At 70.0% G+C, this 25121-nt stretch carries 26 protein-coding genes; 15 read left to right on the top strand and 11 right to left on the bottom strand.

What is annotated here, in order from left to right; genetic code table 11:
• The first annotated feature begins 275 nt into the window (after window positions 1–275).
• From ACYVO6_RS14280 to ACYVO6_RS14265, 4 genes are all read left to right on the top strand, one after another.
• Complete coding sequence (locus ACYVO6_RS14280; protein ID WP_461061020.1) at window positions 276–1823, top strand: ATP-dependent DNA ligase; 1548 nt, start codon at window positions 276–278, stop codon at window positions 1821–1823.
• Window positions 1820–2287 carry an NUDIX domain-containing protein gene (locus ACYVO6_RS14275; protein WP_461061018.1) on the top strand — a complete coding sequence of 156 codons (468 nt, stop codon included), beginning with the start codon at window positions 1820–1822 and terminating at the stop codon, window positions 2285–2287. Before ACYVO6_RS14280 ends, ACYVO6_RS14275 begins: the two co-directional genes overlap by 4 nt.
• Before the next feature lie 73 nt (window positions 2288–2360).
• Window positions 2361–3746 (top strand): NADP-dependent succinic semialdehyde dehydrogenase, encoded by a 1386-nt coding sequence (locus tag ACYVO6_RS14270; RefSeq protein ID WP_461061016.1) that lies wholly within the window; start codon window positions 2361–2363, stop codon window positions 3744–3746.
• A gap of 25 nt (window positions 3747–3771) precedes the next feature.
• The gene (locus ACYVO6_RS14265) at window positions 3772–4011 is read left to right on the top strand and encodes a DUF6213 family protein (protein WP_461061014.1); all 240 of its coding nucleotides are present in this window, start codon (window positions 3772–3774) and stop codon (window positions 4009–4011) included.
• Between the two features lie 10 nt (window positions 4012–4021).
• Here the strand turns inward: ACYVO6_RS14265 and ACYVO6_RS14260 are convergent, their stop codons facing one another.
• Both ACYVO6_RS14260 and ACYVO6_RS14255 read right to left on the bottom strand, forming a co-directional pair.
• A complete protein-coding gene (locus tag ACYVO6_RS14260; RefSeq protein WP_461061012.1) occupies window positions 4022–4696 on the bottom strand; it encodes a transcriptional regulator in 675 nt (224 codons plus the stop codon).
• Window positions 4697–4776: 80 nt separating this feature from the next.
• Window positions 4777–6003: an acyl-CoA dehydrogenase family protein gene (locus ACYVO6_RS14255; RefSeq protein ID WP_461061010.1), complete on the bottom strand. Its 1227-nt coding sequence runs from the start codon at window positions 6001–6003 to the stop codon at window positions 4777–4779.
• Between the two features lie 170 nt (window positions 6004–6173).
• Here ACYVO6_RS14255 and ACYVO6_RS14250 point away from each other — a divergent pair, with 170 nt between their 5' ends.
• Window positions 6174–6818, top strand: coding sequence for a TetR family transcriptional regulator (locus ACYVO6_RS14250; protein WP_461061008.1), 645 nt, complete (start codon window positions 6174–6176; stop codon window positions 6816–6818).
• 14 nt (window positions 6819–6832) lie between these two features.
• On the opposite strand, the gene def is transcribed toward ACYVO6_RS14250, so the two are convergent.
• Entirely contained in the window at window positions 6833–7375 is a 543-nt protein-coding gene (gene def / locus ACYVO6_RS14245; protein ID WP_461061006.1) for a peptide deformylase, read from the bottom strand.
• A 147-nt stretch (window positions 7376–7522) separates the two neighbouring features.
• Between def and ACYVO6_RS14240 the strand changes: the two genes are divergently transcribed.
• The 5 genes from ACYVO6_RS14240 to ACYVO6_RS14220 all read left to right on the top strand — a co-directional run bounded on the left by ACYVO6_RS14240 (window position 7523) and on the right by ACYVO6_RS14220 (window position 12103).
• Complete coding sequence (locus ACYVO6_RS14240; protein ID WP_461061004.1) at window positions 7523–8761, top strand: MurT ligase domain-containing protein; 1239 nt, start codon at window positions 7523–7525, stop codon at window positions 8759–8761.
• A gap of 19 nt (window positions 8762–8780) precedes the next feature.
• On the top strand, window positions 8781–9509 hold the full coding sequence (locus ACYVO6_RS14235) for a type 1 glutamine amidotransferase (RefSeq protein ID WP_461061002.1): 729 nt from the start codon (window positions 8781–8783) through the stop codon (window positions 9507–9509).
• A 197-nt stretch (window positions 9510–9706) separates the two neighbouring features.
• Window positions 9707–10732, top strand: a complete 1026-nt coding sequence (locus ACYVO6_RS14230; RefSeq protein WP_461061000.1) for a 6-phosphofructokinase — start codon at window positions 9707–9709, stop codon at window positions 10730–10732.
• A 105-nt stretch (window positions 10733–10837) separates the two neighbouring features.
• A complete protein-coding gene (locus tag ACYVO6_RS14225; RefSeq protein ID WP_461060998.1) occupies window positions 10838–11791 on the top strand; it encodes a cytochrome c oxidase assembly protein in 954 nt (317 codons plus the stop codon).
• Between the two features lie 153 nt (window positions 11792–11944).
• Window positions 11945–12103: a hypothetical protein gene (locus ACYVO6_RS14220; RefSeq protein ID WP_461060996.1), complete on the top strand. Its 159-nt coding sequence runs from the start codon at window positions 11945–11947 to the stop codon at window positions 12101–12103.
• A 52-nt stretch (window positions 12104–12155) separates the two neighbouring features.
• Here ACYVO6_RS14220 and ACYVO6_RS14215 read toward each other — a convergent pair whose 3' ends face one another.
• From ACYVO6_RS14215 to ACYVO6_RS14200, 4 genes are read right to left on the bottom strand one after another with little or no spacing between them, the layout of a single operon-like run.
• Window positions 12156–13370: a sensor histidine kinase gene (locus ACYVO6_RS14215; protein ID WP_461060994.1), complete on the bottom strand. Its 1215-nt coding sequence runs from the start codon at window positions 13368–13370 to the stop codon at window positions 12156–12158.
• Between the two features lie 16 nt (window positions 13371–13386).
• Window positions 13387–15138, bottom strand: a complete 1752-nt coding sequence (locus ACYVO6_RS14210) for a sodium/solute symporter (protein ID WP_461060992.1) — start codon at window positions 15136–15138, stop codon at window positions 13387–13389.
• Between the two features lie 40 nt (window positions 15139–15178).
• A complete protein-coding gene (locus tag ACYVO6_RS14205) occupies window positions 15179–15535 on the bottom strand; it encodes a hypothetical protein (RefSeq protein ID WP_461060990.1) in 357 nt (118 codons plus the stop codon).
• Window positions 15536–15546: 11 nt separating this feature from the next.
• Window positions 15547–16302, bottom strand: a complete 756-nt coding sequence (locus ACYVO6_RS14200; protein ID WP_461060988.1) for a LytR/AlgR family response regulator transcription factor — start codon at window positions 16300–16302, stop codon at window positions 15547–15549.
• Between the two features lie 113 nt (window positions 16303–16415).
• Between ACYVO6_RS14200 and ACYVO6_RS14195 the strand changes: the two genes are divergently transcribed.
• The 5 genes from ACYVO6_RS14195 to ACYVO6_RS14175 all read left to right on the top strand — a co-directional run bounded on the left by ACYVO6_RS14195 (window position 16416) and on the right by ACYVO6_RS14175 (window position 20936).
• Window positions 16416–16910, top strand: a complete 495-nt coding sequence (locus ACYVO6_RS14195) for an Lrp/AsnC family transcriptional regulator (protein ID WP_461060986.1) — start codon at window positions 16416–16418, stop codon at window positions 16908–16910.
• Window positions 16911–17072: 162 nt separating this feature from the next.
• Window positions 17073–17894 carry a dimethylargininase gene (gene ddaH, locus ACYVO6_RS14190; protein ID WP_461060985.1) on the top strand — a complete coding sequence of 274 codons (822 nt, stop codon included), beginning with the start codon at window positions 17073–17075 and terminating at the stop codon, window positions 17892–17894.
• Window positions 17891–19117, top strand: coding sequence for an ornithine--oxo-acid transaminase (gene rocD, locus ACYVO6_RS14185; protein ID WP_461060983.1), 1227 nt, complete (start codon window positions 17891–17893; stop codon window positions 19115–19117). Before ddaH ends, rocD begins: the two co-directional genes overlap by 4 nt.
• A 146-nt stretch (window positions 19118–19263) precedes the next feature.
• Window positions 19264–20088, top strand: a complete 825-nt coding sequence (locus ACYVO6_RS14180; protein ID WP_461060981.1) for an SAM-dependent methyltransferase — start codon at window positions 19264–19266, stop codon at window positions 20086–20088.
• A gap of 119 nt (window positions 20089–20207) precedes the next feature.
• Window positions 20208–20936 (top strand): lysophospholipid acyltransferase family protein, encoded by a 729-nt coding sequence (locus ACYVO6_RS14175; RefSeq protein WP_461060979.1) that lies wholly within the window; start codon window positions 20208–20210, stop codon window positions 20934–20936.
• An 83-nt stretch (window positions 20937–21019) separates the two neighbouring features.
• On the opposite strand, the gene ACYVO6_RS14170 is transcribed toward ACYVO6_RS14175, so the two are convergent.
• From ACYVO6_RS14170 to ACYVO6_RS14155, 4 genes are all read right to left on the bottom strand, one after another.
• Window positions 21020–22609, bottom strand: a complete 1590-nt coding sequence (locus tag ACYVO6_RS14170) for an alpha/beta hydrolase (protein WP_461061391.1) — start codon at window positions 22607–22609, stop codon at window positions 21020–21022.
• Between the two features lie 142 nt (window positions 22610–22751).
• On the bottom strand, window positions 22752–23531 hold the full coding sequence (locus ACYVO6_RS14165; protein WP_461060977.1) for an urease accessory protein UreD: 780 nt from the start codon (window positions 23529–23531) through the stop codon (window positions 22752–22754).
• Window positions 23528–24208 carry an urease accessory protein UreG gene (gene ureG, locus ACYVO6_RS14160; RefSeq protein WP_461060975.1) on the bottom strand — a complete coding sequence of 227 codons (681 nt, stop codon included), beginning with the start codon at window positions 24206–24208 and terminating at the stop codon, window positions 23528–23530. Before ureG ends, ACYVO6_RS14165 begins: the two co-directional genes overlap by 4 nt.
• A gap of 232 nt (window positions 24209–24440) precedes the next feature.
• Window positions 24441–25115, bottom strand: a complete 675-nt coding sequence (locus tag ACYVO6_RS14155; protein WP_461060973.1) for an urease accessory protein UreF — start codon at window positions 25113–25115, stop codon at window positions 24441–24443.
• Between the last annotated feature and the right edge of the window lie 6 nt (window positions 25116–25121).

The following is a 25121-nucleotide window of genomic DNA, read 5'->3' as shown; positions in this document are numbered from 1 at the left end:
GGGAGCCCGCACCCCGACGAACCCCGCAGCTTCCCTCCGGCGGGAGGGGCCGTGGGCCGGTGCGTCGTATGCCCGTCGCTTAGGTTCTGTCTCAGGCCACCCGCACCCTGTACCAGCAAAGGGCCGTACGCCCGGCCTGCGACGGGCTGACGCACCGGCCCACGGCCCCGACCCACCACGCACCTAAGGGGCGCGGGGAACGGCGCGACCAGCCACAACGCACCCGCACCCGCCCAACCGCCGGAGGCACCCCGCACACGAGACACAATGGCTCCATGCTGTTCGCCCGGCTCGCTCGCGTGTCTCAGGAGGTCGCCGCCACCTCGGCACGGTCCCGAAAGATCGGCTTGCTGGCCGAGCTGTTCCGGGACGCCGAGGCCGAGGAGGCGCCGATCGTGATCCCGTACCTGGCGGGACGCCTCCCGCAGGGACGGATCGGCGTCGGCTGGAAGGTGCTCAGCCGCCCCGTCACCCCAGCCGAGGAGCCCACGCTCAGCGTGCGTGACGTGGACGCCCGACTGACCGCGCTCGCCGCCGTCTCCGGCACCGGCTCGCAGGCCGAACGCCTGTGCCTGGTTGGAGAGTTGATGGCGGCGGCCACCGCGGACGAGCAGCGGTTCCTGTTCGGCCTGCTCAGCGGAGAGGTACGGCAGGGCGCTCTCGACGCCGTCGCCGTCGAGGGGCTCGCCGAGGCGACCGGGGCGCCCTCCGCGGACGTACGGCGCGCGGTGATGCTGGCCGGTTCGCTGCAGACTGTGGCGCAGCGGCTGCTGGCGGACGGCCCGGAGGCGCTCGACGAGTTCCGGCTCACCGTCGGCCGTCCGGTCCTGCCCATGCTGGCGCACAGCGCCTCGTCCGTGACGGAGGCGATCGGCAAGCTCGGCACCTGCGCCGTCGAGGAGAAGCTGGACGGCATCCGCGTCCAGGTCCACCGCGACGGCGACGACATACGTATCTACACGCGCACGCTGGACGACATCACCGACCGGCTGCCCGAACTCACCTCCGCCGCAAGGGAGTTGACGGGAGAACAGTTCATCCTGGACGGCGAGGTCATCGCGTTCGACGAGGGCGGACGGCCGAAGTCCTTCCAGGACATCGCCGGACGGGTGGGCTCCCGCGTGGACGTCGGCACGGCGGCCGAGGCCCTGCCCGTCTCCCCCGTCTTCTTCGACGCGCTGTCCGTGGATGGTCAAGACCTGCTCGACCTGCCGTTCGCCGACCGCCACGCGGAGCTGGCCCGGCTGGTGCCCGAGCCGATGCGGGTGCGGCGCACGCTCGTGGCGGATCCGGCGGACGGCGAGGCGCGCGAGGCCGCGGAACGGTTCCTCGCGGACACGCTGAAGCGTGGCCACGAGGGCGTCGTACTGAAGGGCCTCGACGCCCCCTACAGCGCGGGCCGGCGCGGTGCCTCATGGCTGAAGGTCAAACCCGTACACACGCTGGACCTGGTGGTGCTGGCCGCCGAGTGGGGGCACGGGCGGCGCACCGGCAAGCTGTCCAATCTGCATCTGGGGGCGCGGAATCCGGACGGCTCGTTCGCCATGCTGGGCAAGACGTTCAAGGGGATGACGGACGCGATGCTGGACTGGCAGACCGAGCGGCTGCGCGAGCTCGCCGTCGAGGACAACGGCCATGTGGTGACCGTCCGGCCCGAGCTCGTCGTCGAGATCGCCTACGACAGTCTGCAGAAGTCCACCCGCTACCCGGCCGGCGTCACGCTCCGCTTCGCCCGCGTCGTCCGCTACCGAGAGGACAAGACCCCGGCGGAGGCCGACACCGTCGAGACGCTGCTCGCCGCGCACCCGGAGGTGACCCGGTGAAAGTCCCTCGCCGCAGCGCGGGCCTGCTGCTGTTCCACCACACCGGCGACGGCCTGGAAGTACTGCTCGGCCATATGGGCGGCCCGTTCTGGGAACGGCGTGACGCCGGCGCGTGGACCGTACCGAAGGGTGAGTACGAGCCCGACGAGCCGGCCTGGGACGCGGCCCGCCGGGAGTTCCGCGAGGAACTGGGCCTGGAGCCGCCCGACGGCGAGGCCGTGCCGCTCGGCGAGGTCCGGCAGGCGAACGGCAAGATCGTCACCGCGTGGGCGATCGAGGCCGACCTCGATCCGGCGACGGTGGTCCCGGGAACGTTCGAGATGGAGTGGCCGAGGGGCTCGGGACGCGTTCAGGAATTCCCCGAGCTGAGCCGGGTGGAGTGGTTCGGGCTCGACCGGGCGCGAGCCGTGATCGTCAAGGCGCAGGCAGAGTTCCTGAACCGCCTCGGAGAGCGAGTCGGCTAGAACGCCTGCACCTGGGTACGCGGATCCGACAAGGTCCGGTGCACCACGCGGAGCCCGTATGAGGAGGTCAGTCATGCCCATCGCGACGGTGAACCCGGCGAACGGCGAGACGCTCAAGACCTACGACGCCCTCGGCGCCGAGGAGATCGAGCGCAGGCTCGCGAGCGCCGACGCCGCATTCCGTACGTATCGCACCACCTCGTTCGCCGAGCGCGCACGGCTGTTGCGCCGGGCCGCCGAGCTGCTGGAAGAGGACGCGCGGGACACCGCCCGCGTGATGACCACGGAGATGGGCAAGCCGATCACGCAGGCCCGCGCGGAGGTCGCGAAGTGCGCGAAGGCGATGCGCTGGTACGCCGACCACGCCGAGGAACTTCTCGCCGACGAGGAGGGCCCGGAGTCGGAGGCCCGGGACTCCGGCGCCTCCAGGGTGATCGTGCGCTACCGGCCGCTCGGCCCGGTGCTCGCGGTGATGCCGTGGAACTTCCCGCTCTGGCAGGTGATCCGGTTCGCCGCGCCCGCGCTGATGGCCGGGAACGTCGGGCTGCTCAAGCACGCCTCGAACGTGCCGCAGACCGCCCTCTACCTGGAGGATCTGTTCCACCGGGCGGGCTTCCCGGAAGGCTGCTTCCAGACGCTGCTCATCGGCACCGGCGAGGTCGAGGGCATCCTGCGCGACGAGCGGGTCAGGGCGGCCACGCTCACCGGCAGCGAACCGGCGGGCCGCGCGGTCGCCTCGGTCGCCGGTGACGAGGTCAAGAAGACGGTGCTGGAGCTGGGCGGCAGCGATCCGTACGTGGTGATGCCGTCGGCCGACCTCGACCGGGCGGCGAAGACGGCGGTGACGGCCCGTGTGCAGAACACCGGGCAGTCATGCATCGCCGCCAAACGGTTCATCGTGCACACGGACGTGTTCGACGCCTTCGCCGAGCGCTTCACGGCGGGCATGAAGGCGCTGAAGGTCGGCGACCCGATGGACGAGGACACGGACGTCGGCCCGCTCTCCAGCGAGCAGGGCCGCGACGGCCTGGCGGAGCTGGTGGACAAAGCGGTGGAGAGCGGCGCGACGGTGCTGTGCGGCGGCGTACGGCCCGACCGGCCCGGCTGGTACTACCCGCCGACGGTCCTCACCGACGTCACCCCCGCTATGCGCATCCACCGCGAGGAGACCTTCGGCCCGGTCGCCACGCTCTATCGTGCCGCCGGCCTCGACGAGGCGGTGGCGATCGCCAACGACTCGCCGTTCGGGCTGAGTTCCAACGTCTGGACCCGCGACGAGGCCGACATCGACCGCTTCGTACGCGATCTGGAAGCGGGCGGTGTCTACGTCAACGGGATGACGGCGTCCCACCCGGCGTTCCCCTTCGGCGGGGTCAAACGGTCCGGCTACGGGCGTGAGCTGTCGGGACACGGAATCCGCGAGTTCTGCAACATCACCACCGTATGGCACGGAGCGTGAGCGTTCCGCAGTTACGATCGCCTGTGTGAACCGCGAAGTGACCCTCCCTCTGATCGTCGACGACCGCGGCACTTTGCAGGTGGCGGCCGCCGACGTCAGCAAGCTGCTGCGCACGGTCGGCGGCCGATGGCTGCATCTGGTCGAGGCCGGTCAGGAGGGCCTCGACGAGGACACCGTGGCGACCCTCACGATCGAACTCGCCAAGCTGGCCGACCGTATCGACGTGGCCTGCATCGCCCACAGCAGCGGAACATCGCCCGACTAGCACTGGCCGGCTAGGACTCGCCCCGGTCCAGCTCCCACAGCGTGTGCCAGAACATCTCCTCGTAGCGCTGCAGCAGGCGTCCGTACCGGTGGACCGCCTCCTCGCTGATCGACTCGGCGTCGAACCCGGCCTGTACGGCGGCCACCGCCTTCTGCTCCAGGTCGGGCGAGGGCTCGGCGAAGAGGTCGAAGAAGCCGCAGGCCTCGTCGTCGAAGCCGTACTGGCGGCGCAGCGCCTCGGCGATGGTGGCGCAATAGCCGCCCCAGGCCGAGAAGTTGGCGCTCAGCGCGAGCACCACGTCGGCCGGTGCACCGTTCAGGGCGAGCCAGGCGACGTACGCGGGATACGCCTGCGCCCCCGCCAGCGGCTCGTACGCCGCGATCCGCGCCTCATCGGCTCCGCAGGCGGCGAGCAGCGGGCCGAGCCGGTCATGGGCCAGCGCCTCGCCCTCCGCAAGCATGGTGAAGAAGGCGGCGCACTCGGGCTCGGCGGCCGACCGTTCCGCCAGATGCAGGAACGCCCGGCGGTCCGCGGCGATCACATAGCGCTGTTCCAGAGCGAGAGTGGCGAGGGTGTCGCGCCGTGCCGCGCCCCGGCCGATCAGTGGCAGCAGCCGGTTGGAACGGGGGTCGGGGGCGAGCTTTCCGGTGATGGTCTCCAGCAGTTCCCTGGCTGTCCGCGTCATCGCCGCACTCCTTCGGCTCGGCTGCGCTGCCTTCCCGTACTCCTCAGGTTCTCACGGCGCCGCCGAGCGCTCAGGTGCCGTCAGCGGATCGGCATACCCGCGAGGGTGCGGGCGATCACCAGGCGCTGGATCTCGCTGGTGCCTTCGAAGATCGTGTAGATCGCGGCGTCCCTGTGCATGCGCTCGACCGGGTACTCGCGCGTGTACCCGTTCCCGCCGAGGATCTGGATCGCCTCCGCCGTCACCTTCTTCGCGGTCTCACTCGCGAAAAGCTTCGACATGGAACCCTCAGCCGCGGTGAACGGCTTCCCGTTGACCGCCATCCAGGAGGCACGCCACACCAGCAGCCGGGCCGCATCGATCGACGTACGCATGTCGGCGAGTTGGAAGGCGACACCCTGGTTGTCGATGATCGGGCGACCGAACTGCTCGCGCGTCTTGGCGTAGTCGAGGGCGACCTCGTACGCGGCCCGGGCCGTGCCCACGGCCATGGCGCCGACAGCGGGGCGGGAGGCCTCGAAGGTGGCCATGGCCGCGTTCTTCACGCGTTCCTCGCCCGCCTTCGCCTTCTCACGGGCGCGGGCGAGCCGCTCGTCCAGCTTCTCCTTGCCGCCGAGCAGGCAGGAGCCGGGGACGCGGGCGTCCTCCAGGACGACCTCGGCGGTGTGCGAGGCGCGGATGCCGTGCTTCTTGAACTTCTGGCCCTGGGACAGGCCCGGCGTGTTCGGCGGGACGATGAAGGAGGCGTGGCCCTTGGAGCCGAGCTCCGGGTCGACGACGGCGACCACGACGTGGACGTTGGCGATGCCGCCATTCGTCGCCCAGGTCTTGGTGCCGTTGAGGACCCACTCGTCCTTGGCCTCGTCGTAGACGGCACGGGTGCGCATGGAGGCCACGTCGGAGCCGGCGTCGGGCTCGGAGGAGCAGAAGGCGGCGACCTTGACATCGCCCGCGTCGCCGTACATCTGGGGGATCCAGGTGCCGATCTGCTCCTCGGTGCCGTTGGCGAGGACGCCCACGGCGGCGAGGCCGGTGCCGACGATGGACAGGGCGATGCCCGCGTCGCCCCAGAACAGTTCCTCCATGGCCATGGGGATGCCGAGGCCGGTGGGGTCGAAGTACTGCTGGGCGTAGAAGTCCAGGGAGTAGATGCCGACTTTCGCGGCCTCCTGGATGACCGGCCAGGGAGTCTCTTCGCGCTCGTCCCATTCGGCTGCCGCGGGACGGATCGCATCGGCGGCGAAGCCGTGGAGCCAGTCCCGGACCTCCTTCTGTTCGTCGTTGAGCTCCATGGTGAACTCGGCCATGTCCCCTCCAGCTACAGCACTGACCTGTTACTTGCGGTAACAGTAACCTGTTACCAGTCGGTAGGAAAAGTCAACTGCCGGTTCCCCTCCGGCAGCCCGTTCGATGCAGAATCACAGCAGGGTGTTACGTTGCGCAGGCGTCACCGAATCAGCACGGGTGGGGAGAGCTCATGGACACCAGACAGCGGACCGAGCAGCAGCGGTCCGCCGACCGCCGCCGGCGCGAGCTGCTGGAGGCCGCCGACCGGGTGGTGCTCCGCGACGGCCCCGGCGCCTCGATGAACGCCATCGCCGCCGAGGCGGGCATCACCAAGCCCATCCTGTACCGGCACTTCGGTGACAAAGGTGGACTGTACGCGGCCCTCGCCAAGCGCCACACGGACGCCCTGCTCGAAGCGCTGCGGGCTGCCCTGGACGCGCCGGCCGAGCGCCGAGAGCGGGTCGAGGCCACGCTCGACACGTACCTCGCGGCGATCGAGGCACGCCCGCAGGTGTACCGCTTCCTGATGCATCCGTCGGAGGGCGGCCCGCAGAGCGACCAGGGCTTCGACGTCGGCCTGCACTCCGTTCCCCTGCTGCGCCGTATGGGCGAGGAACTCGGCAAGGTCATCGAGGAACGGGTCGACCTCGGTCCCGACAGCGAACAGCTCGCGCGGGTGTGGGGACACGGCATCGTCGGCATGATGCACGCGGCCGGCGACTGGTGGCTCGGCGAACGCCCGTGCTCACGCGCGGAGTTGGTACGCAGTCTGGCGGACCTGCTGTGGGGCCGCCTGGCGGCGGCGGGCGACAAGGTGGGCGGGCCGGGGTTCTAGCGGCCTCGGGAGAGTCAGGCACGCCCCCAAGTGGCCCGCGCCACCTGCCGCATCACCCGCCGGTGACGCCACCCCGTGAGCCGGTCCACATACACCCCACCGTCAAGGTGATCGCACTCGTGCTGAAGGCACCGGGCAAACCATCCGGTGCCATGCACGCGCACCGGCTCACCGTCCAGCGTGACCCCCTCCACCACGGCATGGTCGTACCGCTCGGTCCCGGCCTCCAGACCGGGCAACGACAAACACCCCTCGGGCCCCCGCAACACCACCCCGTCCGTCCGGACGAGCCGCGGGTTCACCACATGCCCCACATGTCGCCGGTCCTCGTCATCAGGGCAGTCGTACACAAAGACCCGCAACGACTCACCGACCTGATTCGCGGCGAGACCCACACCCTCCGCCGCATACATCGTCGCGAACATGTCCTCGACGAGACGCGCCAGTTGGGGGCCGAAGTCGGTGACTTCCTTGCACGGTGTGTGCAACACGGGGTCGCCGAGGAGGGACAGCGTGAGGACGCGCCCCTGGGCGCCCGGGATCGAGCCGTGTCGCATGGCGGCAAGGGTACGGTCCTCAATGTCGCGCGGGCGCCGGGGTGGTGCCGCGAATCGGGCCGGTCGTGGATCTCGATAGGCTGAGGGCCACACGTTGCCGGGAGCAGGGCAGGGCGCGGCGTCGTACGCAAGGAGGATCGGGAACTGATGGCAGGCAACTCGGACCCGCTGTCGCCGCGGGCCAAGCTGGCCGTGACGGCGGGCAAGGCGGTCGCGGCGGCGTCGCGTGCCGCGGGCCGCGGCAGCGGATCGGTGATCGGCGGCCGGGTGGCGCTCAAACTCGACCCCGACCTGCTGGCCCGGCTCGCCCAGCACCTGGACGTCATCCTGGTGTCGGCAACCAACGGCAAGACCACCACCACGCGGCTGATCGCGGAGGCGCTGCGCGCCGCGGGCCCCGTCGTCTCGAACGCCCTGGGCGCGAACATGCCCGCCGGCATCACCTCCGCGCTGGCCGGCGGCTCGGACGCGCGGTACGCGGTCATCGAGGTCGACGAGAAGTATCTCGCCGGTGTGGCACGTGACACCGACCCGAAGTGCATCGCGCTCCTCAACCTCTCCCGCGACCAGCTCGACCGCGCCGCCGAGACCCGCATGCTCGCCGAGCACTGGCGCGAGGGCCTGGCCGGCTCCAAGTCCGTCGTGGTCGCCAACGCGGACGATCCGCTGGTCGTATGGGCCGCCTCCTCCTCGCCGAACGTCGTGTGGGTGGCCGCCGGGCAGATGTGGAAGGACGACGCCTGGTCCTGCCCGTCCTGCGGCGGTGTGATGCAGCGGCCCGGCGACGACTGGTACTGCGGCGAGTGCGGTTTCCGCCGCCCGACGCCCACTTGGGCGCTGGACGGCGACCACGTCCTGGACCCGCACGGTTCCGCCTGGCCGATCCACCTCCAGCTGCCGGGCCGCGCCAACAAGGCCAACGCCGCCTCGTCGGCCGCCGTCGCCGCCGTCTTCGGTGTGCCGCCGCAGGTCGCCCTGGAACGCATGTACCAGGTCCAGGCGGTGGCCGGACGGTACGACGTCGTGCAGTTCATGCAGCGTGACCTGCGGCTGCTGCTCGCCAAGAACCCCGCGGGCTGGCTGGAGACGTTCTCGCTGATCGATCCACCGCCGACGCCGGTCATCCTGTCCGTGAACGCGCGCGGGGCCGACGGCACCGACACCTCCTGGCTGTGGGACGTCGACTACACGCGGCTGACCGGGCACCCGATCTTCGTCATCGGCGACCGCAAGCTGGACCTCGCGGTGCGTCTGGAGGTCGCGAACCAGACCTTCCAGGTGTGCGAGAACCTCGACCAGGCCGTACAGATCGCACCGCCGGGGCGGATCGAGGTCATCGCGAACTACACCGCGTTCCAGGACCTGCGCCGCCGCGTCGGCAACTGACCACTAAGGACGATCATCGATGAGTGACAACAGCCTGCGTCTGGTGTGGATCTACCCGGACCTGCTGAGCACGTACGGCGACCAGGGCAACGCCCTCGTGGTGGAGCGCCGGGCCCGGCAGCGCGGCCTGGACGTGGCCCGGCTCGACGTACGCAGCGACCAGCCGATCCCCACCTCCGGCGACATCTACCTGATCGGTGGCGGCGAGGACCGCCCGCAGCGGCTCGCGGCCGAGCGGCTGCGCCGCGACGGCGGTCTGCACCGCGCGGTCGGCAACGGCGCGATCGTCTTCTCCGTGTGCGCCGGCTACCAGATCCTCGGCCACGAGTTCATCAACGACCTCGGGCAACAGGAGCCGGGCCTCGGCCTGCTCGACGTGATCTCCACGCGCGGCGAGGGCGAGCGCTGCGTCGGGGACGTACTCGGGGACATCGACCCGCGCCTCGGCCTGCCGCAGCTGACGGGCTTCGAGAACCACCAGGGCATCACCCACCTGGGCCCCACCGCGCGCCCGTTCGCGCAGGTCAGGCTCGGCAAGGGCAACGGCACGGGAGACGGCACGGAGGGCGCGTACAACGACACGGTCTTCGGTACGTACATGCACGGGCCCGTGCTCGCCCGCAACCCGCTGATTGCGGACCTGCTGCTGAAGCTGGCGCTGGACGTCAACGCGCTGCCGCCGATCGACGACCGGTGGTACGAGGCGCTGCGCGCCGAGCGCATCTCTGCCGCTCAGCAGCCTGCCTGAGACGCGCGAGACACAGCCCACAACCCGCCCGAGACTTGGCACACAGCCCTTCTGGCAGCCCCTCCGCTCACCTGTGCAGGGACGTCCAGCAGGCGGACGCACGATGCGGAACCGCCCCCTGCCGCCGGTAGTCTGGCCGGGTCCAGCCGGACAGCGCGGTCCGGTACCCGGCCCACGTTGAGAAGGTATTTCGGGCTATGCGCATTGGTGTCCTCACGTCCGGCGGCGACTGCCCCGGCCTGAACGCCGTCATCCGGTCCGTCGTACACCGTGCCGTCGTCGACCACGGCGACGAGGTCATCGGCTTCCGGGACGGCTGGAAGGGCCTTCTGGAGTGCGACTACCTCAAGCTCGACCTCGACGCGGTGAGCGGAATCCTGGCTCGCGGCGGCACCATCCTCGGCTCCTCCCGGGTCCAGCCCGCGCATCTGCGGGACGGCGTGGAGCGTGCCAAGGGACATCTCGAGGAGCTCGGGCTCGACGCGATCATCCCGATCGGCGGTGAGGGCACGCTCAAGGCGGCCCGCCTCCTGTCGGACGGCGGCCTGCCGATCGTCGGCGTGCCGAAGACCATCGACAACGACATCGCGGTCACGGACGTCACCTTCGGCTTCGACACCGCCGTCGGTGTCGCGACCGAGGCCCTCGACCGCCTCAAGACCACCGCCGAGTCCCACCAGCGCGTGCTGATCGTGGAGGTCATGGGCCGCCACACCGGCTGGATCGCGCTGCACTCGGGCATGGCGGCCGGCGCGCACGCGATCGTCGTGCCGGAACGCCCCTTCGACATCGAGGAGCTGGCCGCCAAGGTCGGCGAACGCTTCTCGGCGGGCAAGAAGTTCGCCATCGTCGTGGCCGCGGAGGGCGCGAAGCCTCGCGAGGGCACGATGGAGTACGACGAGGGCCGCAAGGACGTCTACGGGCACGAGCGCTTCGCGGGCATCGCCCGCCAGCTCTCGCTGGAGCTGGAGCACCGCCTCGGCAAGGAGGCCCGTCCGGTGATCCTCGGGCACGTCCAGCGTGGCGGCACCCCGACCGCGTACGACCGCGTCCTCGCGACCCGCTTCGGCTGGCACGCGGTGGAGGCGGTGCACCGCGGCGAGTTCGGCAGGATGACGGCGCTGCGCGGCACCGACATCGCGATGGTGCCGCTCGCGGAGGCGGTCGAGACGCTGAAGACGGTGCCGGACGAGCGGTACGCCGAAGCGGAGTGCGTCCTCTGATTCGTACGTAACTGGAGCCGCCCCCGGTCGCGACCGTGACCGGGGGCGGTTCTAGTCTGGGTGCGGACAGACAGCGCACAACCAGTACTAATCAGGAGCCGGCGGATGGATCACAGCGGGCACGGCACGACCATGGATCTGCCGCCGTTCACGCTGGGCCGAGGTCTCGAGTGGTCCGCGGACCCGTTCTTCCTCGTCGCCTGCCTGGTGGGGCTCGCCCTGTACGGGTGGGGCGTCGTGCGGCTGGTGCGGCGCGGTGACAAGTGGCCGGTCGGGCGGACCGTGGCGTTCGTCGTCGGCGTACTGAGCGTGCTGCTCGTGATGTGCACCGGGCTCAATGACTACGGCATGGTCATGTTCAGCGTGCACATGGTGCAGCACATGGTGATCAGCATGCTGACGCCGATCCTGATCCTGCTCGGTGCGCCGATCACGCTGGCGCTACGGGCGCTGCCGGTGGCTTCCCGCCGGGGCGACAAGGGGCCGCGTGAGCTGCTGCTGGCGCTGCTGCACAGCCGGTTCATGCGGATGATCTCGCATCCGGCGTTCACGATCCCGCTGTTCATCGCGAGCCTGTACGCGCTGTACTTCACTCCCCTCTTCGACTTCCTGATGGGTTCGAAGACGGGCCACACCGTGATGATGTGCCACTTCCTCGCCGTCGGCCTCGCCTTCTTCTGGCCGATCATGGGCGTGGATCCCGGTCCGCACCGGCCCGGCTATCTGCTGCGGATGCTGGAGCTGTTCGCGGGCATGCCGTTCCACGCGTTCTTCGGCATCGCGCTGATGATGGCGTCCGGCCCGATGGTCGAGACGTACAAGAACCCTCCCGCGTCGCTCGGCATCGACGCGCTCTTGGACCAGAACGCGGCGGGCGGCATCGCCTGGGCGTTCAGCGAGATCCCGTCCGTGCTCGTGCTGCTCGCGCTGCTCTTCCAGTGGTACCGCTCCGAACAGCGGCAGGCCCGGCGCACGGACCGGGCCGCGGACCGCGACGGGGACAAGGAGCTGGAGGCGTACAACGCCTATCTGGCCTCGTTGAACGCGCGCACACGCTGAGACATCTCAGTACAGCTATGGCCCGAGCCGCTACGAAGCGGCGGCCCGGGCCGGGGAGCGGCTGGAAAACAGTCACCCATTTCGTCGTATGCCCCGTGAAAAGGCAGGACGGGGGCACCATGGAGAGGGACGAACCATAAGGAGGGTGTTGCGATGCCCGGTTCTACGAAGACCATGGGGGTGCTCACCGTCGGCGGCCTGGTAGTGGTCACGGCCTACACGGTGGCGCTCGGCAGCAGTGGCTGGCTGTGGTTCGGCTGGGTCGTGCTCGGCCTGATCACCCTGGCGATGGTGGCCTCACGCAGCACCTGATGCTCTTCGCGCCTCCTCCCCGGGCAACCGGTCCAACCGGTCCGGGGAGCTCTCATTCGCGGGACAGCCGTCCCGCCGAGTGCACGCCCGGCTGGTATTTGGGCAGCCTGGCGGTGATTTTCATGCCGGCGCCGAGGGCGGTCTCGATGACGAGGCCGTAGTCGTCTCCGTAGACCTGGCGCAGCCGGTCGTCGACGTTCGACAGGCCGATGCCGCCCGAGGGGCTGATCTCGCCTGCCAGGATGCGGCGCAGCCAGTCGGGGTCCATGCCGGGGCCGTCGTCCTCGATGACGACGAGGGCCTCGGCTCCCGCGTCCTGTGCGGTGATGCTGATGTGGCTCTTGTCGACCTGGCCGGTGCCCCCCTCCAGTCCGTGTTTCACGGCGTTCTCCACCAGGGGCTGCAGACACAGGAAGGGCAGGGTCACCGGGAGTACTTCGGGGGCGATCTGCAGGGTGACCGAGAGGCGGTCCCCGAAGCGTGCCCTGACCAGGGTCAAGTAGTGGTCGATGGCGTGGAGTTCGTCGGCGAGCGTGGTGAAGTCGCCGTGCCTGCGGAACGAGTAGCGGGTGAAGTCGGCGAACTCCAGAAGGAGTTCGCGGGCGCGCTCGGGGTCGGTGCGGACGAACGAGGCGATCACAGCGAGCGAGTTGAAGATGAAGTGCGGGGAGATCTGGGCGCGCAGGGCCTTGATCTCGGCCTCGATCAGCCGCGTACGGGACTGGTCGAGGTCGGCGAGCTCCAGCTGGACCGAGACCCAGCGGGCGACCTCACCGGTGGCCCTGACCAGTACGGCGGACTCGCGGGGCGCGCAGGCGACGAGCGCGCCGTGTACGCGGTCGTCGACGGTGAGCGGGGCGACGACGGCCCAGCGCACCGGGCAGTCCGGTTCGACGCAGTCGAGGCGGAAGGCCTCGCCTCGGCCGTTCTCCAGCGGTCCGCCGAGCCGGTCCATGATCTGCGTCTTGTGGTGCTCGCCGACGCCCTCCCAGGCCAGGACAGTGTCCTGGTCGGTGAGGCAGAGCGCGTCGGTGCCCAGCAGGGTGCGCAGTCGCGGCGCGGACTTGCGGGCCGTCTCCTCGGTGAGGCCCGCCCGCAGCGGAGGTGCAGCGAGCGAGGCGGTGTGCAGGGTCTCGAAGGTGGCGTGCTCGACGGGGGTGCCGAGCCCGCCGAGGCTCCGTGGGCGCGTGGTGCGCCGACCGAGCCAGAAACCGGCCGCCAGCAGCGGGAGTACGGCCACGCAGAGCCCGGCCAGGAAACCGCTCATGTCTCCACCACCCCGCTCATGCCTCTACTTCCTTGGCTTCCTTCGCGCTCACGGCCGTTCGCACCTGTCCGTCCGACAGCTGCTCCGGCAGATGGAAGCGGGCGAGGATCCCGGCCGTGCCCGCCGGTACCCGCCCGGGCGTGGCCAGCGACACCAGCACCATGGTGAGGAAGCCCAGCGGTACGGACCACAGCGCGGGCCAGGCGAGGAGCGCGTGCAGCGAGCCCGTGCCCGGAAAGCCCGCCATGGTGGCGGCGACCGCGAGCAGCGCCGAGCCGCCGCCCACCAGCATCCCGGCCGCCGCGCCGGGCGGGGTGAGCCGCCGCCACCAGATGCCGAGGACGAGGAGCGGGCAGAACGACGACGCGGAGACGGCGAAGGCGAGCCCCACGGCGTCCGCGACGGGCAGCCCGCCCACGATCATGCTCGCCGCCAGCGGCACGCTCATCGCGAGCGCCGTGCCCAGCCGGAAGTGCCGTACACCGCGTGGCGGAAGCACGTCCTGGGTGAGCACGCCGGCCACCGCCATGGTCAGCCCGGACGCCGTGGACAGGAACGCGGCGAAGGCCCCGCCCGCCACCAGCGCGCCCAGCAGGTCCCCGCCGAGTCCGCCGATCACCCGGTCGGGCAGCAGCAGTACGGCGGCGTCGGCGTCCCCGGTGAGGGTGAGCTCGGGAGCGTACAGGCGGCCCAGTGCGCCGTAGACCGGTGGCAGCAGGTAGAAGGCGCCGATCAGGCCGAGTACGACGACGGTGGTGCGGCGGGCGGCGACGCCGTGCGGGCTGGTGTAGAAGCGGACGACCACGTGCGGCAGTCCCATGGTGCCGAGGAAGGTGGCGAGGATCAGTCCGTACGTGGCGTACAGCGGGCGTTCCTCGCGGCCCTCGGCGAGCGAGGTGGACATGCCACCGTTGCTGCCGCGGTCGGCGACGGGGACGTGGTCGCCCTTGGTGAAGCCCAGCTTGGTGCCCTGCTCGATGCGGTGGACGCCCGCGTCGAGCCGCACCTTCTCGTCCTCGTACCGCTCGCCGTCCACCGTGCCCGTCGCCGTGACGTTCAGCGGTTCGGCGAGCTTCAGGTCGAGGCCGCTGTCGACGCGGACGACGCGGTGCTCGCGGAACGTCGCCGGTTCGTCGAAGGCGTGCCGCGGCGATCCGTCGCCCTGCCAGGCGAGGACGAGGAACAGTGCGGGGACGAGCAGGGCGGTGAGTTTGAGCCAGTACTGGAAGGCCTGCACGAAGGTGATGCTGCGCATGCCGCCCGCGGCGACGGTCGCGACCACGACGACGGCGACGATGATCCCGCCGAGCGACTTGGGAGCCCCGGTCAGCACGTTCAACGTCAGCCCGGCGCCCTGCAGCTGCGGCAGCAGATACAGCCAGCCGACCCCGACGACGAAGGCGCCGGCCAGCCGTCGCACCGACTGGGAGGCGAGCCGCGCCTCCGCGAAGTCGGGCAACGTGTAGGCGCCGGAGCGGCGCAGCGGGGCCGCCACGAAGAGCAGCAGGACGAGATAGCCCGCCGTGTAGCCGACGGGGTACCACAGCATGTCGGGGCCCTGGACGAGGACGAGGCCCGCGATGCCGAGGAACGAGGCGGCGGAGAGGTACTCGCCGCTGATGGCCGCCGCGTTCAGCCGGGGGCCGACGGTGCGCGAGGCGACATAGAAGTCCGAGGTGGTCCGTGAGATGCGCAGGCCGAAGGCACCGACGAAGACGGTCGCGACGACGACGAGGGCGACCGCGGGAACGGCGTAGTTCTCGTTCACGGGCTCAGCGGTCCTCGGTCATGGGTTCTCGGTCCCGTTCTCAACGGTCCTCGACGAGGCGGACGAAGTCCCGTTCGTTGCGGTCGGCCCGGCGCACGTACCAGCGGGCGAGCAGCACCAGCGGTGGGTAGACGCAGAAGCCGAGGACGAGCCATTCGAGGTTCGTGCTGTCGTTCATCGAGGTGAACACCAGCGGCAGCGGGCCCACGAGCAGGACGAGTACGGCGAACACCGTGAGCGCGGCGCGCAGCTGGCTGCGGATGAGCGAGCGGACGTAGGTGTGGCCGAGAGTCGTCTGCTCGTCGATCTCGGTGCGGGGGCGGTAGCCGTTCAGCCTGCGGGTGCGGCGGGGCGGCCCCGTGACGACCACGCGGCGATCGGCTGGGTCCTGTGCCACTGGCGGCCTCCTCAGCTCGCGGTCCGGCGCATCAGCAGTTCGCGCAGCTCGCGGGCGTGCCGGCGGCTGACCTGCAGTTCGACGGAGTCGACCAGGACGCTCACGGTACCCGCGTCCAGCCGGAGCTCGCTGATGTGGCCGAGGGCGACGAGATGACGCCGGTGGATGCGGACGAAGCCACGCGAGCGCCAGCGCTCCTCCAGCGTGGACAGCGGGATACGCACCAGATGGCTGCCCTGCGCGGTGTGCAGCCGCGCGTAGTCGCCCTGGGCCTCGACATGCGTGATGTCCTCGACGGCCACGAAACGGGTGACCCCGCCCAGCTCGACCGAGATGTGGTCCGGGTCGGGCTCGTGCACGGGGATCAGCGGAGCGGCCTCCTTCAGCTCGGCGGCCCGGCGGACGGCCTCGGCCAGCCGTTCCCGGCGTACCGGCTTCAGGACGTAGTCCACCGCCTTGAGGTCGAAGGCCTGCACCGCGAAGCCCTCATGAGCGGTGACGAACACGACGAGCGGCGGTTTGGCGAGGCCGGCGAGCAGCCGCGCCATGTCCAGGCCGTCGAGCCCGGGCATCTGAATGTCGAGGAAGATCACGTCGATCGCGTCCTCGCCGTCGGGGCCGCACTCCAGCGCGCGGTTGATCCGGCGCAGCGCCTCGGTCGCGTCGCTCGCGCCCTCGACGCTCTTCACGCGTGGATCGGCCTGAAGCAGATAGAGCAGCTCTTCGAGGGACGGCGGTTCGTCGTCGACGGCGAGGGCACGCAGCATGATGCTGGAGTCTAGGAGCAATCCGGACGTCTGCACATGCGCGAGACGGGGCTGTGACCTCTGGGCCTGCGGAGCCGTGGGGTGCGGCCGTCGCCGCTGGATACAGTGCGCGCATGAGCCCCAAGTCCGCGCCGTTCGACGAGCTCGACCGCAAGATCGTCACGGCCCTGATGGCGAATGCCCGGACGAGCTTCGCCGTGATCGGCGCGGCGGTCGGCCTGTCGGCCACGGCGGTCAAGCGCCGTGTCGACCGGATGCGTGAGACCGGTGTGGTCACCGGGTTCACCGCCACGGTGAAACCGGCCGCGCTCGGCTGGCGCACGGAGGCGTACGTCGAGGTGTACTGCGAGGGCGCGGCCCCGCCGCGGCGGCTGGCGGAGGTGGTGCGCAACCATCCGGAGATCACCGCCGCGATGACGGTGACGGGAGGCGCGGACGCGCTGCTGCATGTACGGGCCCGGGACGTGGACCACTTCGAGGAGGTGCTCGAGCGGATCCGTACGGAGCCGTTCATCCGCAAGACGATCAGTTACATGGTGCTCTCGCATCTGCTCCCGGAGAGCCCGGAGGCGGGAGCGAGCCAGCCGGCGCCGGCGCCGGAGGAGTGAGCGACCCGGCTCGCGCACTGATCGTGCGCTGAACCGTCTGAATACGCAGCGTTCCTGCGCCGACGCGCAATTGTCGATGCTTGTCGCCCCTCTCCCCGCTTCCTACCGTTGACTCACCGCCAGTCGTCACCTCGTCACCGTAGGAAGCGGAGGAACCCCTCTGTGCCCACCAGCCGTGTGTCGCGCCCCAAGCACTTTCTGGTCTGCGAACCCAGACACTTCGCCGTGCAGTACGCCATCAACCCCTGGATGCATGAGAACACACAGGTCGACGTCGATCTGGCCCGCGGCCAGTGGGCGGAGCTGATCCGCGCCTACCGCGCCCACGGCCACACCGTCGACAGCGTCGAGCCGGTCGCCGGTCTCCCCGACATGGTCTTCGCCGCGAACTCCGCGCTGGTCGTTCAGGGCCGGGTCTTCGGCTCGCTGTTCCACGCGCCGCAGCGGCGGCCTGAATCGACCGCGTACGAGACCTGGTTCAAGAACGCGGGCTTCGACGTCCAGCACCCCGAGTCGGTGTGCGAGGGCGAGGGCGATCTCGTCCCGGTGGGCCCCTACATCCTGGCCGGCACCGGCTTTCGTACGACGCGGGAGGCGCACCGCGAGGTGCAGGAGTTCTTCGGCGTCCCGACGATCGGCCTGCAGTTGGTGGACCCGTACTTCTACCACATGGACACTGCGCTCTTCGTCCTCGACGACGGACCCGAGGCCAACATCGCGTACTACCCCGAGGCCTTCTCCCCGGGAAGCCGTGAGGTGCTCGGGCGGCTGTTCCCGGACGCAGTGATCGCCACACGCGTGGACGCGATGGCGTTCGGGCTCAACTCCGTCTCCGACGGCCGCCATGTCTTCATCTCGCCACGCGCCGAGGCGCTCACGGACCAACTGACCCGCCACGGCTACGTTCCCGTCCCCGTCGACCTGTCGGAGCTCCACAAGGCCGGCGGCGGCATCAAGTGCTGCACCCAGGAGATCCGTTCATGACCGCTCCCGCGCGTACGCGTACCTCCGCAGACCTGATCCGTGCCGAGGAGCCCGTCCTCGCGCACAACTACCACCCGCTGCCCGTGGTCGTCGCGCGCGCCGAGGGCGTCTGGGTCGAGGACGTCGAGGGCCGCCGCTATCTCGACATGCTGGCCGGCTACTCGGCCCTCAACTTCGGCCACCGCCACCCGGCGCTGATCGAGGCCGCGCACCGCCAGCTCGACCAGCTGACGCTCACCTCGCGCGCCTTCCACAACGACAAGCTCGCCCAATTCGCCGAGTCCCTGGCCGAGTTGACCGGCCTGGACATGGTGCTGCCGATGAACACGGGCGCCGAGGCCGTGGAGAGCGGCATCAAGGTCGCCCGCAAATGGGCGTACGAGGTGAAGGGCGTCCCCGCGGACCGGGCGACCATCGTGGTGGCCGCCGACAACTTCCACGGCCGTACGACCACCATCGTCAGCTTCTCCACCGACGAGAGCGCCCGCGCGGGCTTCGGCCCCTTCACGCCCGGCTTCCGCATCGTCCCGTACAACGACCTCGCCGCGCTCGAGGCGGCGGTCGACGAGACGACGGCGGCCGTGCTGATCGAGCCGATCCAGGGCGAGGCGGGCGTCGTCATCCCGGACGACGGCTACCTCACCGGCATACGCGAACTGACCCGGCGGGCCGGGTGCCTGTTCATCGCGGACGAGATCCAGTCGGGCCTCGGACGTACGGGCCGCACGCTGGCCGTCGAACACGAGCAGGTCGTGCCGGACATGCTGCTGCTCGGCAAGGCGCTCGGCGGCGGCATCGTCCCCGTCTCCGCGGTCGTCGCGTCCCGCGAGGTGCTCGGTGTGCTGCGGCCCGGCGAGCACGGGTCGACGTTCGGCGGCAATCCACTGGCCGCGGCGGTGGGTTCCGCGGTCGTCGAGCTGCTCGAGACCGGTGAGTTCCAGCGCAGGGCCACCGAGTTGGGCGTAACCCTGCGCGAGGGTCTGACTGCCCTCGAGGGCAGGGGCGTACGCGGCTTCCGTGCGCGTGGGCTGTGGGCGGGCGTCGACGTCGACCCCGCCATCGGCACCGGCCGCGAGATCAGCGAACGGCTCATGCGCGAGGGAATTCTCGTCAAGGACACCCACGGCTCGACGATCCGCCTTGCACCGCCGCTGACCATCACCGACGGGGAACTCCGTGCGGCTCTTGGGACACTGGAGAAGGTTCTGACAGAAGAGGCCTGAGGGCAGAAGGGGTCTGCGGGCAGAAGGAGCCTGCGGGACCGGGGCCGGAACCAGGAACTGCTTTATCCTTTACGGTGATTGGTTCCGGCCAAGCGGGCTAGATTGTGCACTGTCCCAGTCAGTGATGAGCGAAAAGAGCCATAGGGATGTCCGAACTCTCGACACCAGGCGCCCAGGGCACGATGCGGAATCCCAAGCTCAAGACCAATGTGTCGCACTCCGCGCGCATCTGGAACTACTGGCTGGGCGGCAGGGACAACTACCAGATCGACCAGCAGGTCGGCGATCACATCCTGTCCTTCGTGCCGGAAATTCCCCGCTCGGCCATCGCGGACCGGCAGTTCCTGGCGCGCTCTGTGCGGTTTCTCGCCGGTGAGGCGGGAATCCGGCAGTTCCTGGACATCGGCACGGGCCTGCCGATCGCCGACAACACCCACGAGGTGGCCCAACGCGTCGATCCCGGCTGCCGGATCGTCTATGTGGACAACGACCCCATCGTGCTGAGCCACGCCCGTGCCCTGCTCACCAGCACGCCCGAGGGTGCCACCGACTACATCGACGCCGACGTCCACGGCCCCGACACGATCCTCCAGGGCGCCGCCCGGACGCTGGACTTCAGCCGGCCCGTCGGGATCACGATGCTGGGCATCCTCAATTTCGTCCTCGACACCGATGAGGCCCGGTCCATCGTGCGACGGCTCCTGGACGCCGTGCCCTCCGGCAGCCACCTGGTCGTCTCCCACCCGACCACGGAGGTCGACGGCCTGGCGATGGCTCAGGCGGTCCACTATTGGAACACCCAGGGATCGGCGCCGATGACGCTGCGTACCCGCGAAGAACTCCTGAGCCTTTTCGACGGGCTGGATCTCCTCGAGCCGGGCGTCGTCTCCTGCCCGCGCTGGCGACCGGACTGCCCGCAGGAAGAGATCGTCGAGGTGACCCACTTCTGCGGAGTGGCCCGCAAGCCATAGCGGACAGCGGTTAACAGGGGCCCGCGCCTGCACATACACTGGCGTCTCTCCCGCGTACCTATTGACCTGCTAGAACACGGCGGTTGAGCCGATCCGGCGGAGTGAGGAGCGACAACCCCATGTTCTACTACGTGCTCAAGTACGTGATCCTGGGACCATTGCTGAGACTGGTCTTCCGTCCCAAGATCGAGGGGCTCGAGCATGTACCGGAGTCGGGCGCGGCCATTGTCGCCGGTAATCATCTGTCGTTCTCGGACCATTTCCTGATGCCCGCGATCCTCAAGCGGCGGATCACGTTCCTGGCGAAGGCGGAGTACTTCACGGGCCCCGGTATCAAGGGCCGTCTGACGGCCTACTTCTTCCGCAGCGCCGGGCAGATCCCGGTGGACCGCTCCGGCAAGGAAGCAGGTCAGGCGGCCATCCGTGAGGGCCTCGGCGTGCTGCGCAAGGACGAGCTTCTCGGGATCTATCCGGAGGGCACGCGCTCGCACGACGGCCGCCTCTACAAGGGCAAGGTGGGCGTCGCGGTCATGGCCCTCAAGGCCCAGGTTCCCGTCATTCCCTGCGCGATGATCGGCACCTTCGAGGCCCAGCCGCCGGGCCGGAAGATCCCGAAGATCCACCCCGTCGTGATCCGCTTCGGCAAGCCCCTCGACTTCTCCCGCTATGCCGGCATGGAGAACGAGAAGGCGATCCTGCGCGCCATCACCGACGAGATCATGTATGCCATCCTCACCCTCTCCGAGCAGGAGTACGTCGACCAGTACGCGGCCGTCGTCAAGGCAGAGGAGGCCGCCGAGAAGGCGGCTGAGAAGGGGCGTAAGTTCCCGCGTATGCCGCTGAGTTGAAGCTGAGAGCATGCGGAGGGGCGGCCGGAATTCCGGCCGCCCCTCCTCGTACGTATCTTGCTCGTACGTGTCTTGCCTACGGGCTACGGCGTGGGCGTGGCGTGTGGGGCGCACGTCACGTCGGCCGCGTCGACCTTGCCGGTGAGCAGGTAGGCGTCCACCCGCTCGTTGATGCAGGGGTTGGCGAGCCCGGTGACGCCGTGCGAGCCCGCGTTCTTCTCGGTGATCAGACGGGAGCCCTTGAACCGCTTGTGCAGCTCGACGGCGCCCTCGTACGGAGTGGCGGCGTCACGCGTGGCCTGCACGATCAGCACGGGCGGCAGGCCCTTGCCGGTCTTCACGTTCGGCGGGGTCTGCTGCTTGGCCGGCCAGGTGGCGCAGGGCAGGTTCAGCCAGGCGTTGGCCCACGTCATGAACGGGTAGTCCTTGTGCAGCCGGGTGTTGTCGCGGTCCCAAGTCTTCCAGCTGGTGGGCCACTTGGCGTCGGTGCACTCGACGGCGGTGTAGACGGCGTTGCCGTTCTCCGAGGCGGCGTTGCCCGCGGTGTCCGTCAGGTCCGGAGCGGCGGCGTCGACGAGCGCCTGGGCGTCACCGGCGACGTACTTGCTGAAGACCTCGGCGGTGGGCGCCCATGCGGAGTCGTAGTACGGAGCGCTCTGGAAGAAACTGATGAGCTCGGCCGGACCGACGACCCCGCCGATCGGGTTCTTCTTGGCCGTGGCGCGCAACTTCAGCCACTGGGCCTGGACTTCGGCCCGTGTGTCGCCCAGGTGATAGGTCGCGTCGTTCTTGGCGACCCAGTCCTGCCAGTCCTTCCAGCGCATCTCGAAGGCGACGTCCTGGTCGAGGTTGGCCTCGTACCAGATCTTCTCGCGCGACGGGTTGACGACGCTGTCGGCGACCATGCGGCGCACATGCGTCGGGAAGAGCGTGCCGTACACGGCGGCGATGTACGTGCCGTACGAGACGCCGAGGAAGTTGAGCTTCTTCTCGCCGAGGGCGGCCCGGATGACGTCCAGGTCGCGCGCGGTGTTCGGCGTCGTCATGTGCGGCAGCATCTCGCCGCTGCGCTCGGCACAGCCGGCCGCGTACTCGGCGGCGAGCTCGCGCTGAGCGCGCTTGTCGGCCTCGGAGTCCGGCACCGGGTCCATCTTGGGCGCCTTCACGAACTCCTGCGGATCGGCGCAGGAGATGGGCGCCGAGTGCCCGACACCACGCGGGTCGAAGCCCACGAAGTCGTACGCCTTCGCCGTGTTGACCCACAACGGGGCCTTGGTGGTGACCCGGCGCGGGAAGCGCAGGCCCGAGCCGCCGGGGCCGCCGGGGTTGTAGATGAGGGCACCCTGGCGCTCCGCCTTGGTGCCCGTGTTGCCGATGCGGTCGACGGCGAGCTTGATCTGCTTGCCGTTCGGCTTCGCGTAGTCGAGCGGCACGGTGACCCAGCCGCACTGGATGGGCTTCTCAAGTCCCCAGTCGGCCGGGCAGTCCTGCCAGTCGATGCCGGCCTTGGCGGCCCGTGCCGCGGCGATCGCGGTCCCGCGTGCCTCGCGGTCCTGGCCGTGGCGGGTGTCCGCACTGGCCGACGGAGCCGCCACGGCTCCCGCTATCAGTGTCGCCGTGACGAACACTCCGGCCGAGCCGAGCGCTGCCGCTTTCTTCTTCGGCGGTCTCATACCCGTCAAGTGGGCCTCCCCGTACGTCGTTGCGGTCGTACGGGGATCTTTCCGGCTGTGACCTCCCTGAGAACAGGGGTGACTTGGCTTCTTTGCCAATCCGATAACCGGTACGTGCCTGCTCGTTGAGCGGATACGTCCGTTACTGGCCGAGTTTCTGACCGAGTGTGAGCAGGGCGTCGTCGAGGGTTCGGCGCAGTTGCAGTGCGTCCGGGGCAAGTGCGGTCACGAGGACGCCGGGGCCGGCGAGCGGGGTGAGCGCGGCGTACTCACCCAATAGCTGCGGGCTGGGCGCCACCTCGGCGAACTCTGGTCGTACGACGACGAGTTGCCCCACCGCGCGATGTCCCCCCAGCACTGCCGGACCGTCCCAGCCACCGGGTGCGCCGGGCCCGCAGGACAGTTCCTGGTCGAGCAGCGGACGCCCGCCGAGACGGACGGTGAGACGGCTGGTGAGACGGCCGGGCTCCTCGTTGGCGCGCCCGAGCACCTGTTCCTCGCGCAACGTCAGCCGGGCACCTTCCGCGAGGTCGACGCGTGTGGTGACGTACAGATCACTGCCGTTCGCGGAGATCAACTGCTCGGGCAGCCAGCACAGTTCGGCGCCCTCGGCGACCGTGAGGCGTACGTCGTAACGCGCCTCGCCCTTGGCCTGCCCCGGCAGGGCGATGGTGGCGGCGGCGGACCCGATGTGCAGCTCGGCGCCCTCGGCGACCGCCGCCTCGACGGTGAAGTGGTCGCCGCCCAGCGGCCCGCTCATCGCCCCGACGAGCATCACGCGCGCCTCGGAGCCGGTCGCCCGTACGCGGCGCAGCGCGAGCGGACCCTCGCCGGCCAGGGTGGGCAGCGCGGTGCTGCCCCGGCCGTCGGAACGGGCGGCGATGCGTGCGGTGGCCCGTACCCCGGCTGCGCCGCCCGTCATGCCGTCCACGCGGCGAGCTGCCCCCGCACCCACTCGGCGACGTCCGCGACCCCGCTCTCGGCCCTCAAGGACTGGAAGACAACGGGCAGTTCGGCCCGCTGTGCCTTCGCGTCGGCGGCCATCCGGCCGAGGTCGGAGCCGACGAACGGCGCGAGATCCGTCTTGTTGACGACCAGCAGATCGGCCGTGGTGACACCGGGCCCGCCCTTGCGCGGAATGTCATCACCACCGGCCACGTCGATCACAAAGATCTGCGCATCGACAAGCCCCTTGGAGAAGGTCGCGGTGAGGTTGTCGCCCCCGGACTCGACGAGAATGAGATCCAGTGGCCCGACCTCGTCCTCCAGATCCTCGACGGCTTCGAGGTTCGCGGAGATGTCGTCCCGGATCGCGGTGTGCGGGCACGCGCCCGTCTCGACGGCGGTGATCCGCTCGGGCGGCAACACGGCCTCGCGGAGGAGGAATTCGGCGTCCTCGCGGGTGTAGATGTCGTTGGTGACGACGGCGAGGGAGAGTTCGTCGCGCAGGGCTTGGCAGAGTGCGGCGACGGTAGCGGTCTTGCCGGAGCCGACGGGGCCGCCGAGTCCGATACGGAGGGCACGGCGGGCGCCGTCGGGGCGGTGCGCGTCGGCGCTTACGGCTCCGCCGTCGTGGGGGTGGGAGTGGTCGAGGTGCATGAGAAGCGGCTCCAATGCTTTGGTCGGCGGTGCCCGGCGGCACCCTTGCAGCCTGGCTTGGGCACAATCAGCCCGTCCGGCGGTTGAGGGCGGTTGAGGACGAGGCCGCTAGGCCGATACGGGGTTCAAGGGGCGGAGCCCCCAGCGAGGTTCAGGGGCGGAGCCCCTGGTGGGGTCTGGGGCGCAGCCCCAGGGATGGGACGGGTAGGGGCGGCGGGGGCGAGAAACCCCCTCACGAGGCGAACAACCGCACAGCCCAAGCGGCATGCGCCTCCGCACTGATCTCCAGCAGCGGCGCGGAAGCCGCGGGAAGGGCATCGACGCCCTCCTCCACGGCACAACGCGCCGCTTCGGCCGCCCGGTCGGCGACGCGGTCGAGGTCCGGGGCCAGGCGAGCCAACACCCCTGTGGCGTCGAAGGGGTCAAGACTCAGCAACCGCACCGTCGCAGAAGCCGCCCCACTGACACTCTCGTACGCGGAGCAGTACGCGGCATCCACCGCCCCAAGCCCCGCACTCCGAGCAGCCACCCCAAGCACAACCGGCTGATGAGCCCCCTTGGGAAACTCCCGTGCCAGCGCGTCGAGTTCGGCCGACGGCCACGTAGCCCGAGCCGCCCGCATCAGCTGCCGCCCGAGCTTCCGCGCGGCAACCCGCAGCGCGACCGACGGCGTACGGGCGTCCGCGCCCGCGTCGAGCACCACCGGATCAACCCCGAGCGCGGCCGCCGCAGCCAACGAGGCCGACACCAGCCCCGCCGTGTGCAACCGCCCCCGGCAGAACTCCTCCAGACTCCCCGCCCCAGTGATCCGCCCGGCCTTGACGGCAGCCTCGGCCCCGCCGGAGTGCGCGTGCCCACCGGCGGGAAAGCGGCCATCGGCCAAAACGAGAAGCGCGGCTCGGGACATGGTGAC

The sequence above is a fragment of the Streptomyces pseudoechinosporeus genome (assembly GCF_054783935.1).
The sequence above is the reverse complement of the archived record's forward strand: the minus strand, read 5'-3'. Positions and strand labels throughout refer to the sequence as shown.